15 protein-coding genes are annotated in these 15,180 nt (G+C 63.8%); 7 read left to right on the forward strand and 8 right to left on the reverse strand.

Annotated elements, in window-relative coordinates; translation table 11 throughout:
* Window positions 1–2 precede the first annotated feature (2 nt).
* The gene (locus K8I04_12130; protein ID MBZ0072457.1) at window positions 3–614 is read left to right on the forward strand and encodes a TetR/AcrR family transcriptional regulator; all 612 of its coding nucleotides are present in this window, start codon (window positions 3–5) and stop codon (window positions 612–614) included.
* A gap of 145 nt (window positions 615–759) precedes the next feature.
* On the opposite strand, the gene K8I04_12135 is transcribed toward K8I04_12130, so the two are convergent.
* From K8I04_12135 to K8I04_12155, 5 genes are all read right to left on the reverse strand, one after another.
* A complete protein-coding gene (locus tag K8I04_12135; GenBank protein MBZ0072458.1) occupies window positions 760–1,806 on the reverse strand; it encodes a S1C family serine protease in 1,047 nt (348 codons plus the stop codon).
* A 10-nt stretch (window positions 1,807–1,816) separates the two neighbouring features.
* Entirely contained in the window at window positions 1,817–2,719 is a 903-nt protein-coding gene (locus K8I04_12140) for an HD-GYP domain-containing protein (GenBank protein MBZ0072459.1), read from the reverse strand.
* A 123-nt stretch (window positions 2,720–2,842) separates the two neighbouring features.
* Window positions 2,843–5,962, reverse strand: a complete 3,120-nt coding sequence (locus K8I04_12145; GenBank protein ID MBZ0072460.1) for an efflux RND transporter permease subunit — start codon at window positions 5,960–5,962, stop codon at window positions 2,843–2,845.
* Window positions 5,959–7,116 carry an efflux RND transporter periplasmic adaptor subunit gene (locus K8I04_12150; GenBank protein MBZ0072461.1) on the reverse strand — a complete coding sequence of 386 codons (1,158 nt, stop codon included), beginning with the start codon at window positions 7,114–7,116 and terminating at the stop codon, window positions 5,959–5,961. Before K8I04_12150 ends, K8I04_12145 begins: the two co-directional genes overlap by 4 nt.
* A 5-nt stretch (window positions 7,117–7,121) precedes the next feature.
* Window positions 7,122–7,550: a cytochrome c gene (locus K8I04_12155; protein ID MBZ0072462.1), complete on the reverse strand. Its 429-nt coding sequence runs from the start codon at window positions 7,548–7,550 to the stop codon at window positions 7,122–7,124.
* Between the two features lie 312 nt (window positions 7,551–7,862).
* Between K8I04_12155 and pdxS the strand changes: the two genes are divergently transcribed.
* The 3 genes from pdxS to K8I04_12170 are packed head-to-tail and all read left to right on the forward strand — an operon-like array spanning window position 7,863 to window position 9,939.
* Window positions 7,863–8,759, forward strand: a complete 897-nt coding sequence (pdxS, locus tag K8I04_12160) for a pyridoxal 5'-phosphate synthase lyase subunit PdxS (GenBank protein ID MBZ0072463.1) — start codon at window positions 7,863–7,865, stop codon at window positions 8,757–8,759.
* Window positions 8,756–9,364 carry a pyridoxal 5'-phosphate synthase glutaminase subunit PdxT gene (gene pdxT, locus K8I04_12165; protein ID MBZ0072464.1) on the forward strand — a complete coding sequence of 203 codons (609 nt, stop codon included), beginning with the start codon at window positions 8,756–8,758 and terminating at the stop codon, window positions 9,362–9,364. Before pdxS ends, pdxT begins: the two co-directional genes overlap by 4 nt.
* On the forward strand, window positions 9,361–9,939 hold the full coding sequence (locus K8I04_12170) for an SCP2 sterol-binding domain-containing protein (protein ID MBZ0072465.1): 579 nt from the start codon (window positions 9,361–9,363) through the stop codon (window positions 9,937–9,939). The genes pdxT and K8I04_12170 overlap by 4 nt, the downstream gene beginning before the upstream one ends.
* Here K8I04_12170 and K8I04_12175 read toward each other — a convergent pair.
* From K8I04_12175 to K8I04_12185, 3 genes are read right to left on the reverse strand one after another with little or no spacing between them, the layout of a single operon-like run.
* On the reverse strand, window positions 9,836–10,780 hold the full coding sequence (locus K8I04_12175) for a U32 family peptidase (protein MBZ0072466.1): 945 nt from the start codon (window positions 10,778–10,780) through the stop codon (window positions 9,836–9,838). The two genes, K8I04_12170 and K8I04_12175, sit on opposite strands and share 104 nt — an antisense overlap.
* Before the next feature lie 16 nt (window positions 10,781–10,796).
* Entirely contained in the window at window positions 10,797–11,792 is a 996-nt protein-coding gene (locus K8I04_12180) for a U32 family peptidase (GenBank protein ID MBZ0072467.1), read from the reverse strand.
* On the reverse strand, window positions 11,792–12,748 hold the full coding sequence (locus tag K8I04_12185) for a TIGR01212 family radical SAM protein (protein ID MBZ0072468.1): 957 nt from the start codon (window positions 12,746–12,748) through the stop codon (window positions 11,792–11,794). Before K8I04_12185 ends, K8I04_12180 begins: the two co-directional genes overlap by 1 nt.
* A 138-nt stretch (window positions 12,749–12,886) precedes the next feature.
* Between K8I04_12185 and K8I04_12190 the strand changes: the two genes are divergently transcribed.
* From K8I04_12190 to K8I04_12200, 3 genes are all read left to right on the forward strand, one after another.
* Window positions 12,887–13,795, forward strand: a complete 909-nt coding sequence (locus K8I04_12190) for a TauD/TfdA family dioxygenase (protein MBZ0072469.1) — start codon at window positions 12,887–12,889, stop codon at window positions 13,793–13,795.
* A 61-nt stretch (window positions 13,796–13,856) separates the two neighbouring features.
* Window positions 13,857–14,705: a class I SAM-dependent methyltransferase gene (locus K8I04_12195; GenBank protein MBZ0072470.1), complete on the forward strand. Its 849-nt coding sequence runs from the start codon at window positions 13,857–13,859 to the stop codon at window positions 14,703–14,705.
* Between the two features lie 84 nt (window positions 14,706–14,789).
* On the forward strand, window positions 14,790–15,180 hold a 391-nt coding region (locus tag K8I04_12200), incomplete at its 3' end, for a helix-turn-helix domain-containing protein (protein ID MBZ0072471.1).

Below are 15,180 nucleotides of genomic sequence, written 5' to 3' on the forward strand. Positions count from 1 at the left end.
ATATGGTCAGGCAGCGTAAATCACACACAACGCGACGGGATGAAATCATCCGCAGCGCCCTTGACCTGGTCGCCGAGACCGGCGGCAGGAATGTCACGGCGCAGGCGATCGCCGACCGCGTGGGAATCGCTCAGCCAACAATATTCAGGCACTTTCCGACGCGCAGCGCTATTTTTCGCGCCGCGATGGAGTGGGCCGCGACGGCACTGTTCGGTTCGTTGGCGGCGGCCGGCGGACCCGGCAAGCCCGCGGATGTGCGTTTGCACCGGCTGCTGCAACGTCAGTTTGCCTTCATCGAGACGCAGCGCGGTGTCTCCCGTCTGCTGTTTTCGGATCGGCTGCATCAGGAGGATCCGGCCCTGAAGGCCACTGTCCGCCGCATCATGGAGCGGTACACCGGGTATCTGCAATCCATCATTCAGGACGGGGTGGACAGTGGTCATTTTCGGCAGACCCTGGAGCCGGCCGGTACCGCTCGTTTCGTCGTCGCAGAGATCCAGGGTGTGATCATGCGTTGGTCGATTTACGATTTCGAATTCCGGCTGGAGGATGAGGTGGAGGTACTGTGGCAGATTCTGGAGCCCGCACTCGTGGTCTCGGCCGAGACGAGATAGCGCCCGCCGTATTCTTTCTCGCAATAACACGAGCGTCCGCGCGCGCTACCTGACCGGGTGCCGGCTGCCTGCCCCTACCGAACTCGCCCCCTCTGTCAGGCTTCCGGGTCAGGATAGAGGTCCAAATATGGAGTCTGAGATGAGTTCACTCAGCGGGTATTACGGTCGCCTTCAGATCCAGGACCCAACCGGCGCGGAGCACCTTTACCGTCACGGTCTCGCCGGGAGCCAGCGCTCCCAGTTTTCGGCGCATCTGGTCGTACGTCGAGGCCTCGGTGCTGAGTTCTATACCGGCGACCGCAAGAACCACATCGCCCCCCACCAGCATCGTTTCTCCATCGATCGTGGCGGTGATGACACCCGGCCGCAGCCCCAGGCGCGCCGCCGGAGAACCTTCCGCCACGTGCTGTACCAGCATGCCCGTCGGCTGCGGCAGATTGAAAATCGCGGCAAGACCTTCGGTCAGAAGATAGCCATCGAGTCCACTCCAGAAGGAGGGTTCTTCGAACAGGACCTGCTTGGCGGTATTGACCGTCAGGGCGAACCCCAATCCGGTGGGCCCCTCGGGCGGGGTGAGGGCGTGGCTCACGATGCCGACGACCTTGCCCTCCATATTGAACATGGGTCCGCCGGAGTTTCGTTCGTTGATGACGGCATCACTCTGAAAATACTTGGACTGGCGCAATTCTCCTGCGACGACAGCGCCTTTGTGATGGGCACTGATATAGCCGACGGTCAATGTGCTGCTGAAGCCGTACGGTGCACCAACGATGAAAATCCGGTCACCTACCGCCATCTCTTCCGAATTGCCAAGCTCCGCGACGACCGCGCCGACGGGCACATGTTCGAGCTGCAGCAATGCCACGTCGTCTGGCGGCGAGGAGGCGATTACCCGTGCGTCGACGACCTCGCCGTCCGCGAATCGGACCTTGACAGTATCTGCCGTCTGGACCAGGTGCGCGGCGGTAATCACCTTACCGTCGGGGGTCACCAAGACGCCGGATCCGAGTTCCCCTTTGCTGACCCATTGCCGCCTGTTGTTGATCGGGAGCTGTGTCTTCTGGGTGACTCCAACGGTCACCACGGCCGCACTGACCTGGCTGAACACATCGCGCAGTTCGGTCGCGTATGCGTTGAGTGGAGCCATGATGGCAATGCATACGATCCACGACAGCCGATAAATATTGATCATGTCCGTTACCTCAAGAGATTATGCCTGGAGCGGGATACTGCTCCGTCATCGAAGGATCGGAGCTATCCGATCCTCTCTGGAGCAGCGCGCCGACCAGGGATGATTGATACAGGACTGCCACAATGGCGGGATCGAATGCCGCCCCCGCCTCATGGCGAAGCTCTGCAATAGCCATGTCCATCGGTTGGGCGGCATGGTAGGGCCGCTCGGTGGTCAGGGCATCGAGCGCGTCAGCCACGGCAATGATGCGTGCCGTCAGAGGGATACGCTCGCCGATAAGCCCTTGTGGGTACCCCGTACCATCGTACCGTTCATGATGGTGACGTACGGCACGGGCGAGAAAGCGAAGACTCGGGATGGACTCCAGGAGCTGTGCACCGGCTTCAGGATGGCAGCGGACGCTGGCAAACTCCTCTTTGGTCAGCGGGGCTGGCTTCCTCAGGATCGCATCAGCCCAGCCGATCTTGCCGATGTCGTGCAGCCGTGCGGCCTGCTCGATCTCCTGCAATATCGTGCCCCTCAGCCCGATCTCGCGCGCGATCATGACTGAATAGCGGGCAACGCGCCGTCCATGACCTCCGGTGTAAGGGTCGCGTATATGGACCGCTTGTTCATACACCTGGATCAGGGCCTCGGAGCGCTGCTCCTTTTCATGTAGGAGGCGGACGGCCAGTCGTCGATTGGACGAAAGAAATCCATATAAAATCAGTGTCGTCATTGTCACATAGGTGATGATGCGGAACAGGATCGGGCCGAGTCCGAGAGACTCCGCCAACCCATAGGTAAGAATGGCCCATTCGCCTCCGGCAATGAGCGCAAGTGTCACTCCCGCATAGGACAGGAGTATCAGCCGATCACGGCGCCGCAATCGGTGGACGGATGGATCGGCAGCTGAGCTGTTCCACGATGACATTGATTCGGCCCTCATGGCACGGAAACGAAGCCTGGCTGACAACCATCGGTCAGCCGCCGTGTGCGCAAATCCTTACAGATGGCATCCATACTGCAATGTCCGAAGTTGGTCAGCCATTACCGGTCAGGCCTCAGGTGCCACGAGTGGACGGATGGTGATGTCCTGGCGCCCGGTCAGTCGCTCGACCAGCAGAAATACCGTCGGGATGATGATCAGAGTGAGCAAAGTCGCCGCAAGGATGCCGCCGATCACGACCGTGGCGATCGGTGAAAACCGCTCCGCGCCGACTGCCATCTCAAGGGCCAGCGGCAGCATACCTGCCAGGTCTGAAAGCGCCGTCATCATGATCGGCCGGTAGCGCACCGAGACGGACTCCAGGATGGCAGTACGTAGTTCCATGCCATCTCGCTGTTTGGCCAGGATGTAGTCGATCAGGATGATACTGTTGTTGACCACCGTGCCCGTCAGCAGAATGATGCCGAGCAACGCCGGCATGGACAGATACTTTCCGGCGAGCAGCAACGCAGTGGCCACACCCACGAACTGCAGCGGCACGGCCACCATGATGGTCAGGGGATGCTGGAACGAACGGAATTGGGCGACCAGCACCAGATACACGGCCAGAATGCCGAGTGCCAGCGCGCGCAGCATGCGCCCACGGGCCTCCTGGAAATCAGTTTGCTCACCACCGACCTCGAGCCGGTATCCGGCCGGGACCGGCATATCCGCTATGGCGGTGCGTACGTCGGCGACGGCATCCGACAGTGGTCGTCCGTAGTGGAATCCCAGTACGTCCTGGGTCTTCTGGAAATTTTCCCGGGTAACCACGCGTGGGCCGATGGCAGCCTCCATGTACGCCAGATCCCGCAAGGGTACCGAGATCCCATCGGCTGTACGCAGATACACGTCGTCAAGCGCGGTCAGATCGACGCGGTCCCGTTCCGTATAACGGACCCAGACATCCAGGTCGCGCCGGCCATCCTGACGAAAGGGGGTAACGGCTCGTCCCTCCATGGCGGCATAGACTGCCTGGGCGACCTCGGTGCCGGTAAAACCGAGTTCACTCGCTCGGAGGCGATCGATTTCCACCCGGAGTTCCGGTGTATCCAGGGCCCAGGTCTTGTGGAGGTTGGTGATTCCCGGGATGGTGTGCAGGCGCTGGTATACCGTATCGCCCAGTGCATCGAGCACCACGGCATCGGGGCCGCTGAGGCGTACGTCGATGGGAGCGGCGGTGGTGCTGCGCGCCGTACCACCTTTTTCCTTCACGATGACCACCACGACCCCGGGTATGTCGTGCAGATGTGCCCGGACCGTATCCATGATCGCCCATTGGCTCTGCTCACGTTCTGTTCGTGGTGTCAGGTTTACGGTGATCTCGGCCTGGTTCACATCGAGGGCGCCACGATCGCCGAGATAGTGGCCGCCCGCCTCGTAGCCGACCTGGGTCGACACCTTGAGTACCGACGGCTCATCGAGAAGGACACGTTCTACGGAAGCGACGACCGCGAGCGTCTCTTCGAGCGGGGTGCCTGGTACGGTATCCAGAAGCACTTGAAAATTGCCCGAGTCGAACTGCGGCAGCATCTCGCTGCCGATAAGGGTCATGAGTTTGGCGCTACCGACCAGCATTAATAGCGCCAGGGCCACAGTGTGCCATGGGCGATGCAGGGCGATGTCGAGCAGGTACAAATATATTTCTTTGAGTATTTCCATGAAGCGTGTGAACGGTGCCACCCAGCGTACGAGGCGGCCATTGCCATCGTCCTCGGGACGCAGCCAGAGTGCAGTCAACAGTGGAATGAGCGTAACGGAAATCAGAAACGATGAACTGAGTGCGAACGTCAAGGTCCACGCCAACGGCCCGAACAGCTTGCCGACGAATCCGCCGAGGAAGGCCAATGGTATTAACACGGCGATGGTGGTGACGGTGCCGGACAAGTCGGCCAGGAAGATTTCCTCGGTGCCGTCGATGGCGGCCCGCACCGGCGATTTGCCCTCCTGAGTCATATGGCGATGGACATTCTCCAGCACCACGATCCCGTCATCTACCAACAGGCCGATGGCAAGGATGATCGCCGACATGGTTACCATGTTCAGATCGATCCCCGCGACATACATCAAACTGAAGGTCATCAGGAATGAGATGGGTATGGAGAGAGCGATGATCGCCGCCTGCCGAAGATGGGCAAGGAACAGCGTTACCACGACGATGGTCAACCCGATGGCCGTAAATACGGTCGTCGTCATATTGCTGATGACGAGCTCCGTGAACTCCGAGTCATCGTCCGCGATCGCCAACTCGAGAACTGGGTAATCGGCCCGCAGCCTTTCGATGACTTCGCGTACCTGCGCGGCCACCTCTACCGTGTTGGCCTCCTCACGCTTGAGGACTTGGAGGGCGATGGCGGGCTTGCCGTTGAAGTGATAGGCGGCACGCTGCTCTCCCGGTGCCAGACGCACGTCGGCTACATCACGCAGATATATCTTGCGATCGCCCTGCCGGCCGACGACCAGGGACTCGACGTCTGCAGCACCTCTCAATGGGCTATCGAAACGTACCACCACCTCCTGCGCGCCCCGGTCGACACGCCCACCGGATTCGGTCAGATTCCAGGCCTGCAACGTCCGCTCCACCTGGGAGACGCTCAGGTCGTAGGCACGCAGGCGGTCGCGGTGCAGCGCCACGTCCAACTGCCGCTTGTGGCCGCCCATGACATCGATCGCACCCACACCCGGGACCAATTGCAGGCGGTCGCGCAGATCGTTATCGGCGAGCTCCCGTACCTGCTCCAAAGGCAATGTCGGACTACCTACCGCGATGGTGACGATCGGTTTGTCCGAGGAGGAGAATTGCAGGACCTGGGGTTCTCCGATGGCGTTCGGGAGCGCCTCACCGATGCGGCTGATGGCGCTCTGCACATCCATGGCCGCTTCTCCGACACGGCGGTTGTACTGAAATTCAACCTTGACAACCGAGAGCCCCGTTTGACTGGTCGACGTCACGCGGCGGACGCCATCGATGCCGGCGAACTCCTCCTCGAGTATTTTACTCACGTTCTTGGCGACGTCTTCGGCAGCCACGCCAGGGTAGGGCGTAATCACTGTCACGACCGGCGGATCGGTATCCGGGAACAGCTGTACCGGCAAACCGAGACGTGCCACCACTCCGAATACGATCACCGCGATCAAGGCGGCAAAGATCGTATAGCGGTATTCCAGGGAGAAACGTGGCCAGCTCACTGCCGGGGTCTCCGCCAATCATTGCGCGCGACGACCGACCGCGTATCGACCAGTTGTGGGTGTGGTGTGACGATAAGTTCATCGCCCGGCTGCAGACCATCGAGGATCGGTACCAGACCATTCTGGGCGGCACCGACGCGTACGGTGCGCCAGCGTGCCTGTCCATCGATCAGTACGAAGGTACCGGTCTCGCCGTGGAGTTCCCGCAGGGCCTGGTGTGGTATCACCAGGCTGTCTTCGGTCTGATTCAGGACGATATCTACGTCGGCTGCCATGCCGGGACGTACGGACTCCAGGTCCTTCGGCAGGAAGGCCTCGATGGTGGCATTGCGGGTGCCCGCATCGAGGCGGGGATAGAGGCGATCCAATACCACGCTCCACGTCTGCTCAACTGCTGGGATGCGCACGTGTACGAGCTGTTGTTCACGTACCGCTCGCACGTCGGTCTCTGGTACCGGCGCAATGATCTTCAAGGGCTCGGCAGCCAATACTTCGAGCATGGGGGTACCGAACTGGACGATCTCGCCGGGCAACACACGGATGGCCTGGATGTAGCCATTGTAAGGGGCACGCAACACCGTGTAGCCAAGTTGGATACGGGCGATTTCCAGTGCCTGCCGTGTTTCGCGAAGGGTGGCGTGGAGGCTGGCCACCTGGCGCTCGGTTTCGTCAAAGGCGCGGCGGCTTATGCTCTTGCTCGCCAGCAGGCGTCGGTCGGCCTCCAGTTGCTTGCGCCAGAAGGCGAGGTCGGTGGCGACGCGCTCGGTGGCCGCTTCGAGGCGCGCCACCTCCCGGCGCGGCTCCGCATCGTCCAATTCGACCAGGATGTCTCCTTGCGCCACCCGCGAGCCCTCACGGAAGGGAATGGTGAGCACCGGCGCTGCGAGTTGCGCCGAGATGGTGACGCGGTGCTCGGCCTCGACCGTACCCGTGGTGTGAATCGAATGGATGAAGGATCTCGGGTGGAGCACTTGTGTTTCCACAGCGAGGGGTAGCTGGGATGCTGTCGCCACTGGCTGCAGTCGGGCATAGAGACGTGCACCCACCAGCATGGTGACTGCGACCAGCCCGAGCACCAGTCCGACCGCCGTCCAGCGCAGTGCCCGGGCCGAGGATGCGGTCGTGTCACTGGTGGTTTCCGGGTAACGCGCCATTGCGATCAGCCCTCATCTAACGGTTTGTAAAAATTCCGCAGCCGGTCACGAAATCGGGTGTGACAGGAGAGACAGGAATCGGCCAGGCGGTAGAAGGCCGCCGCAAGCTCCGCCCGGTCGCCAACCTCGGCTGCATCTCGTACGGCGACGGCTGCGCTGCGGACATCGGCGTTCGCCTGGCGGAAGGCCGGGAAATCCGTACCGATACGCGCGAGGAACCGGCCCCGCTCGGCCAGGGTCAGGGAGGGTCGTGGATGGTCGGCGATGGCGGTGGCGGCCGCTGTGACCGCGACCAGGTCGTCTGCCATAATGGCGTGCGCAAGCAGGCCGATTTGGATGCCCAGTTCTTCCATGATGTCAGGAAGGGTGGGTTTGTCGGGGGTGGCACTCCAGACGATGCCGGTCACCAGCAACATGACGCCAGCGGTAGTCAAGGTCGATCTCACTCTGCGTTGACCCTCGTCAAGGAAGCGATTAGTCGCTTACATCCAAGACAAGGCGCAAATCGGATAGTTCCTCACCTCGCCGGCGACACGCAGGGAACCGTGCCCGGCGCCTGACCAGGACCCTCGGTCGGCATCCCCAGGTCCCCTTCGATATTTGATGAATATCCATCCCATCGGCGGTTCGATCACGCCCATGACGGCGCCGGTTTGCGGTATCATAGGGTGCTCACAACAACACATGACGTTTGCCATCATCGCCGGTCCCGCGACCGGCCTTCGGATAGCTACAGGTGCCCTCGCATGCAGGCAGTTACAGACAATCAGGATACGTTCCCGCTCAAGACGGGATTGGCGGAAATGCTCAAGGGCGGGGTGATCATGGATGTCACCACCGTCGAGCAGGCGTGCATCGCCGAACGCGCCGGCGCGGTGGCGGTGATGGCGCTGGAGCGCATCCCGGCCGACATCCGTGCCGAGGGTGGCATCTCACGCATGTCGGACCCGGCGCTGATCCGGGCCATCCAGGAGGCGGTCAGCATCCCGGTGATGGCCAAGTGCCGCATCGGCCATTTCGCGGAGGCCCAGATCCTGCAGGCGCTGGAGGTGGATTTCATCGATGAGAGTGAGGTGCTCACCCCTGCCGACGAGGCCCACCACATCGACAAGCAGGCCTTCAAGGCGCCATTCGTCTGCGGCGCGACCAACCTCGGCGAGGCGCTGCGGCGCATCGGCGAGGGCGCGGCCATGATCCGCACCAAGGGTGAGGCCGGCAGCGGCAACATCGTCGAGGCGGTACGGCATTTGCGTGCGCTCAAGGCCGAAATGGCCCGTCTCACCCAGCTCGACCGCGCCCAATGGATGGCGGTGGCGCGTGACCTCGGCGCACCCTATGAACTGGTCAGCTACGTCGCCACCCACGGGCGGCTACCCGTACCGAGCTTCTGCGCCGGCGGCATCGCCACACCCGCCGATGCCGCACTGGTGATGCAATTGGGGGCGGAGGCGGTGTTCGTCGGCTCGGGCATCTTCAAGTCCGGCGACCCCGAGGCACGCGCACTGGCCGTCGTGCAGGCGACCACGCACTTCAATGACCCGGAGGTACTGCTGCGGGTCAGCAGCGGCCTGCAGTCGGGTATGAAGGGCATCGACCTGAATGCCCTGCCGGAGGAACAGCGCATGGCGACACGCGGCTGGTGAGTCTCCCGATCGGCATCCTGGCGCTGCAGGGCGCCTATCAGCGGCACGGCGCACTGCTCGACCGCCTCGGGGTGCGCTGGCGGGCGGTAAAGACCGCCAGCGCGCTGGATGACTGCATGGCGCTCATCCTGCCCGGCGGCGAATCGACCAGCATGACACGCCTGCTGGAGCCCGACGGGCTGCTGGAACGGCTGCGTGCCTTCGCGCAAGACCGACCACTGTTCGGCACCTGCGCCGGCCTGATCCTGATGGGCCACAACGACGATGCGCGCGCCGCCTCGCTGGGTATCCTGGATGTGCAGGTCGCCCGCAATGCCTTCGGGCGGCAGGCGCAGAGCTTTCAGGCGCGGCTGGATCTGGACCTGGACGGGGAGGGCGCGGATTTCCCTGCCAGCTTCATCCGTGCCCCGCGCATCCTCGCGGTCGGGCCCGGCGTCGAGGTACGGGGGCGTTGGAACGGTGAACCGGTGCTGGTCGCGCAGGGCGCGCACCTGGGCATGGGTTTTCATCCCGAACTGAGTGACGACGCGCGCATCCACGCCTGGTGGCTGCGGCGCCTCGCGGCACAGGCCGGTAACGAGGACCAGACGATGGCGGCATCATGACGACGACTACCTGGTTGGCACCAATGGCGCGGGTGTTGCGGGTGCTGCCGGGCGGGTTGCTCAAACCCGTCGGCTGGATGCCGCGGCGCGTGAGTTCCGAGGCATTGGTGCGCCTCTGCAATCAGGTGTTCGCGACGGCGCTGCGCGATGGCCAGCTGGATTTCCTGCGTGGCCAACGGCTGCAGATCCGGGTGGAGGATGCGGCGCTGGAACTCGGCCTGAGCCACGACGGCACGCGCCTGCTGGCCGTGCCGCTCATCGACCGGCCGGACCTTTCCATCGGTGGTCGGGCCTACGAATTCCTGCTGCTGGTCACCCGGCGCGAGGACGCCGACACACTGTTCTTCCAGCGCCGGCTGAAACTCGGCGGCAGCACCGAGCTGGGTCTCTATCTCAAGAACTTCCTCGATGCCTGGGAGCCGCCTGCGGCGCTGCAGTCGCTGCAACGCCTGGGCAATCCGTTACTCGGCTTTATCGAGGAGCAGACGTCTGCTGCCGCGGCAACGGCGACGACACCTGCCCAGGCGCCTCGATCCCCGGCCGACCGTGCCAGTAGCCCTCGCAGGCCCCGTTAGACATATACCGCGCCAGCTGCTGCGAGCCTTCCTCACCTGACAGCACACCACGCCGCACCTGATCGAACAGGGCGATGATGTCGGGCATGCCATGTGACTGCGGGCTGAGGCGCGCGACCTCCACATTCAAATCACGCATCTGGTCCAGATAGGGCAGCAGATTATAGGTCTGGGCGGACTGAGTCTGGATCCCGTTCAGCTTCAGGAAGTCCTGGTCCTCGCGCGTCTCCAGCGTCATGCCGTCGGGATAGTCCAGGCAGCGGAACTCGCACTGGTCCTTGGGCAGGTTGTGGGCGCGGGCCGTGAAGCAGCGCGCCGAATAGGCGAGCGGCAGACGTCCGTAGGCAAACGCCTCGGTCTGCAGCCCGTCGGGGCGCTGCGCCTGCAGGTCGGCGAGCGTTTGCGCGGAGAGTTCCACCGGCATCACCCAGCGCGTCATCCCGAGGCTCGCGAAGCGCGCCAGGCTGCGGCCGTTGTAGAGGTTGATCGCCGGGCCGGTAATGAAGGGCCGGCCCTGGCGGGCCTGCACCGCGGCGATATCGTTGGCCTCGACGTCGAACTCGTCCTGTTCGCACAGGCGCTGCAGCGTGTGCAGCTCCGATTCCGCCTCGACCAGCGTCAGGGTCGACAGTACCACCTCTTTACCGGCGTCCCGCAGTGTGCGGGCCAGATCCAGCCAGTCCTCGCCGCGCATCTGCCGGCGCTTGGAGCACACCGTCTCGCCGAGATAGACGATGTCGATGGGCGTGGCGGCGATGGCGGCGTAGAAATCCAGCAGCACATCGCGTGGCCAGAAGTAGCTGACCGGGGCCAGCGCGAGCTTCAATTCGGGTGCGGACATCGCGGGTTCCTCGCTGCTATTGCCACGGGCGGTGCAGGGCGCCAAGCGTGGTCTGCGCGCCCTCCGAGACCTTGCCGAGCGCCTTCAGCCACTCCGGACGCGCGCTGAACGCACCCGGGTTGCGCCGGTAGGCATCCAGCGCGGCACGCCATACGCCCGTGACCTGGGCCACATAGGCGGGGCTGCGCTGGCGGCCTTCGATCTTCACGGCGGCAACCCCGGCCGCGGCGAGCTCCGGCAGGACAGTGAGGGTGTTGAGGCTGGTCGGTTCCTCGATGGCGTAGTAGGTGTGATCCTCGACCTTGAAGCGGCCCTTGCACAAGGTCGGATAGCCGGCATGCTCCTCGGGCTCGAACCGATCGATGAGGATCCCGTTGAGGCGGGTCTCGAGGCCTGCCGGTGTCTCGCGCCACTCCACCGCCTTGGCCGGCGAGCAGGCGCCGTAGGTGTTGGGCGATTCACCGGTGGCATACGACGACAGAAAGCAGCGCCCCTCGACCATCACGCACAGACTGCCGAAACCGAACACCTCGATCGGTACCGGGCTGCTCTCGATCAAGGCGGCGATCTGGCGCAATGACAACACGCGCGGGACCACGGCACGCTGGATGTTGAACTGCTCGTGATAAAAACGCAGCGCGCCGGAATTCGTCGCCGAGCCCTGCACCGACAGATGCAGGCGCAGTTCGGGCCATTGGGTCACGGCGTAGTCCAGCACGCCGGGGTCCGCGACGATCAGCGCGTCCACGCCCAGCTCGGCGGCGGCATCGACGGCCTCCTGCCAGCGCGGCCAGCCGGCCGGTTGCGGATAGGTGTTCAGGGCGAGATAGACATGCCGGCCGCGGGCATGCGCATAGGCGACACCCTGACGCATGCCGGTCGCATCAAAATTCAGTCCGGCGAAGTGCCGCGCATTGGTGTCGTTCTGGAAACCGATGTAGACCGCATCGGCGCCGGCGTCGATCGCGGCCTTGAGGGCGGGCAGATTGCCCGCGGGGCAGACCAGTTCCATCAGTGTTCTCCTGAACAGCGGCGCAGCGCCGCCGCTGGGGCGGTAACGGGCCGGGCGCCGTGGGATGCGCGCCGCCGCAGTTCGGCTTCGATGGCGTTCAGCACCTTCCATTTTTGGCCGCACCAGGCCGGGGCCAACAGCAGGTTCTGCGCAGCAGTGGCGGTCAGGCGGTGGAAGGGGATCGTGCGTGGGGTCCGTTCGACCACATCGGCAGCGATGCCGACGTAGTCCTCGAAGACGAGGGGTGTGTACTCGCCGCGCCGCCATTGGTTCGCCAGCTGCGTGCCCTTGACCACGTGCAGCGGGTGCAGTTTGAGGCCGTCGACACCGAGATCGAGGACACGCTCCAGCGTCGTGTGGACATGGGCGGCCGTCTCGCCCGGCAGGCCGGCGATCAGGTGGGCACATACCGGGATGCCGCGGCGCCGTGCCGCGCGCGTGGCGGTCGCGTATTCGGCGAAACCATGGCCACGGTTGACGGCGGCGAGCGTCTCGTCGAAGGCCGATTGCAGGCCGAGTTCCAGCCACACCGCGTAGCCGCGATCGCGAATCGAGCACAGCAGGTCCAGCACGGCGTCCGGGACGCAGTCCGGGCGGGTGCCGATCGACAGGCCGACGACGTCGGGCTCGGCAAGCGCCTCGGCGTAGAGCTGTTCGAGTTCACGCACGTCGGCGTAGGTATTGGTATAAGCCTGGAAATAGGCAATGAAGCGTCGTGCCCCGGTGCGCTTGGCCAGCACCGCGCGGCCGGCGGCGATCTGCTCGGCGACGGTCGGCGCGCGCCGCGCCGCGGGCGTGAACGAGGCATTGTTGCAGAAGGTACAGCCACCGATGCCCTTGCTGCCGTCGCGGTTCGGGCAGGTGAAGCCGGCGTTGATGGCCAGCTTATGCACGCGCTCACCGTAGCGGGTCAGGAGTGCCTGTCCAAAGGTGGGTACGAAATCGGCAAGGGTCATGAGAAGAGGGCATGCCGCGGCAAGGAAAGCGGCAGGATTGCATATTCACCGCAGGGGCAGATTGACCTGCATCAATGGTGGAGGGTAGCAATTCTGCTAGCGTTGCGGGTCCTCGTCTTTCATGGACAAATGTCAAACATGCCTGTCGCCACACCGACCGTTGTGCGTTATCGCTACGCTGATCTCGACGATGACGCCGGTTATGCGGCGTGGCGCGAGTGGAAGTTGCAGCAGGCACCGACACGCGTCGAAGACCTGATCGTCGAGGTGCAGGATCCGCGCCGGCTGTCGGGCGCGGAACGCACGGCGTTGATCGAGCGCTGCCGTCGCACCAACATGGCGGTCTATGTCAGCCGCTGCGGCGACGATCCCGACAAGGACATCCCGCGCAAGCTGGGTCTGCAGCTCGGTCTGAGCGCACTGGATCACAACTGGCTGGCCGACGACGACGGCATCACCTCGCTGGCCGTCAATGCCGACGGTGCCCATCCGTTCTACATCCCGTACACCGACCGTCCCATCCACTGGCACACCGACGGCTACTACAATCCACCGGAGCGGCAGATCCGCGGTCTGCTGTTGCACTGCGTGCATCCGGCCGCGGAGGGCGGGGAGAATGCGCTCTGCGATCCGGAGATGATGTACATCCTGCTGCGGGACACCGATCCGGCGCACATCGCGGCACTCATGCTGCCGGACGCCATGACGATCCCGGCGCGCGAGGGAGACGGGGAGGTGGCGCGGGAAGACAGCGTCGGACCGGTGTTCTCGGTCGACCCCGAATCGCGGGCACTGCACATGCGCTATACGGCGCGCACCCGCAGCATCCGCTGGCGGGACGATCCGGCGGTGACCGCGGCCGTGCGCTGCCTCGAAGATCTGCTCGCCAGCGACTCACCGTTCATCTACCGGGCACGCCTGGAGAGCGGCATGGGTCTCGTCAGCAACAACGTACTGCACGACCGGGCCGGCTTCCGCGATCTGCCCGGACGACCGGCACGGCTGCTGTATCGTGCCCGCTATTACCAGCACATCGCCGACACCTGATCGAAACGGGTCAGCGTGTCAAGCCTTTCGCGGTGCCGTCGAATGTGGCATAAACCGCCGCATGGCCAAGAAAAGCAAAACCAGCGCAATCCCTTCCAAGAAGAAATCCCGCAAACCCACCCAGGCCGAGCGCGCCGACCGGCATAAGCTCTACCAGCAGGCGGTGCAGGATACCGAATTCGAATTCGAGTTCGTCGACGCGACCTTCAAGCGCCTGCGCGGTCGTACCGCGCACATCCTGCGCGAGGACTTCTGCGGCACCGGCAATATGTGCTGCGAGTGGGTGCGGCGGCGTACGACCAACCACGCGTTCGGTCTCGATCTGGACCCCGAGGTCCTGGACTGGGGACGACGCGAGAACATCGGCGCGCTCAAACCGGGGCAGCAACGACGGGTCGAATTGGTGGAGGGCAATGTGCTCACCACCGACCTCGAACCCGTCGACCTCATCCTGGCGATGAACTTCAGCTACCAGTGTTTCCAGGACCGCGCGACGCTGCGGCAGTACTTCGAGCGCGTGCGCGACGGCCTGGTGGACGACGGTGTCCTGATCATCGACAGCTTCGGTGGCTACGATGCCTTCCGCGAAATGCGCGAACGCACCGACCACAAGCGCTTCACCTATATCTGGGATCAAGCACACTACGATCCGATCACCGGCGAGAGCCAGTGCCATATCCATTTCTCGTTTCCCGATGGCTCAAAACTCAAACGCGCCTTCAGCTACACCTGGCGGCTGTGGTCACTGCCGGAGCTGCAGGAACTGCTCTACGAGGCCGGTTTCAAACGCGTGATCGTCTACTGGCAGGGGACGGACGAAGAGACCGGCGAGGCCGACGGCATATTCGAGCCGGCCGAACACGGCGAGGCGGACCCGGCCTGGATCTGTTTTCTGAGCGCAGAGAAGTGAGCTGGGTTAGTTCATACGTGATTTAACATAATATACATTATGCGAAGTACGATTCCGGGGTAGATCGCCAGGAGACCCCGGAAAATGAGCTACGACAGCCACATCCTGTCGGACGCCTTCCTGGGCAATTTGACCACCCTGCCGGAATTGCAGCTGCGTGCCCGTCTGAGCCGCGCTCAGGCGGCGGACCTGTGCGGCGTCTCCCCGGAGACCTTCCGCCGCTGGTGCACCGATCGGCCCCCGAATCCGGCTGCCGTCCGGTTGCTGGCTGTTCTGGCGGGCTACGTCCCGTGGGTCGGCTGGGAGGGCTGGGAGGTCCACAGCGGCATCCTGTATCCGCCGGGCTACACCCGGAACGGGATCGGGCCCGGGCAGATTCTGGCGATCCCCTTCCGCGAGCAGCTCGTGACGGAGTATCAGCGCCAGTTGGCGGCCCTGCGGTCGGAGCAAGGGGGCGAGCGGGAGGCAGCGGCAG

The sequence above is a fragment of the Gammaproteobacteria bacterium genome, from assembly GCA_019911805.1.
Lineage (GTDB): Bacteria > Pseudomonadota > Gammaproteobacteria > Thiohalobacterales > Thiohalobacteraceae > JAHJQQ01.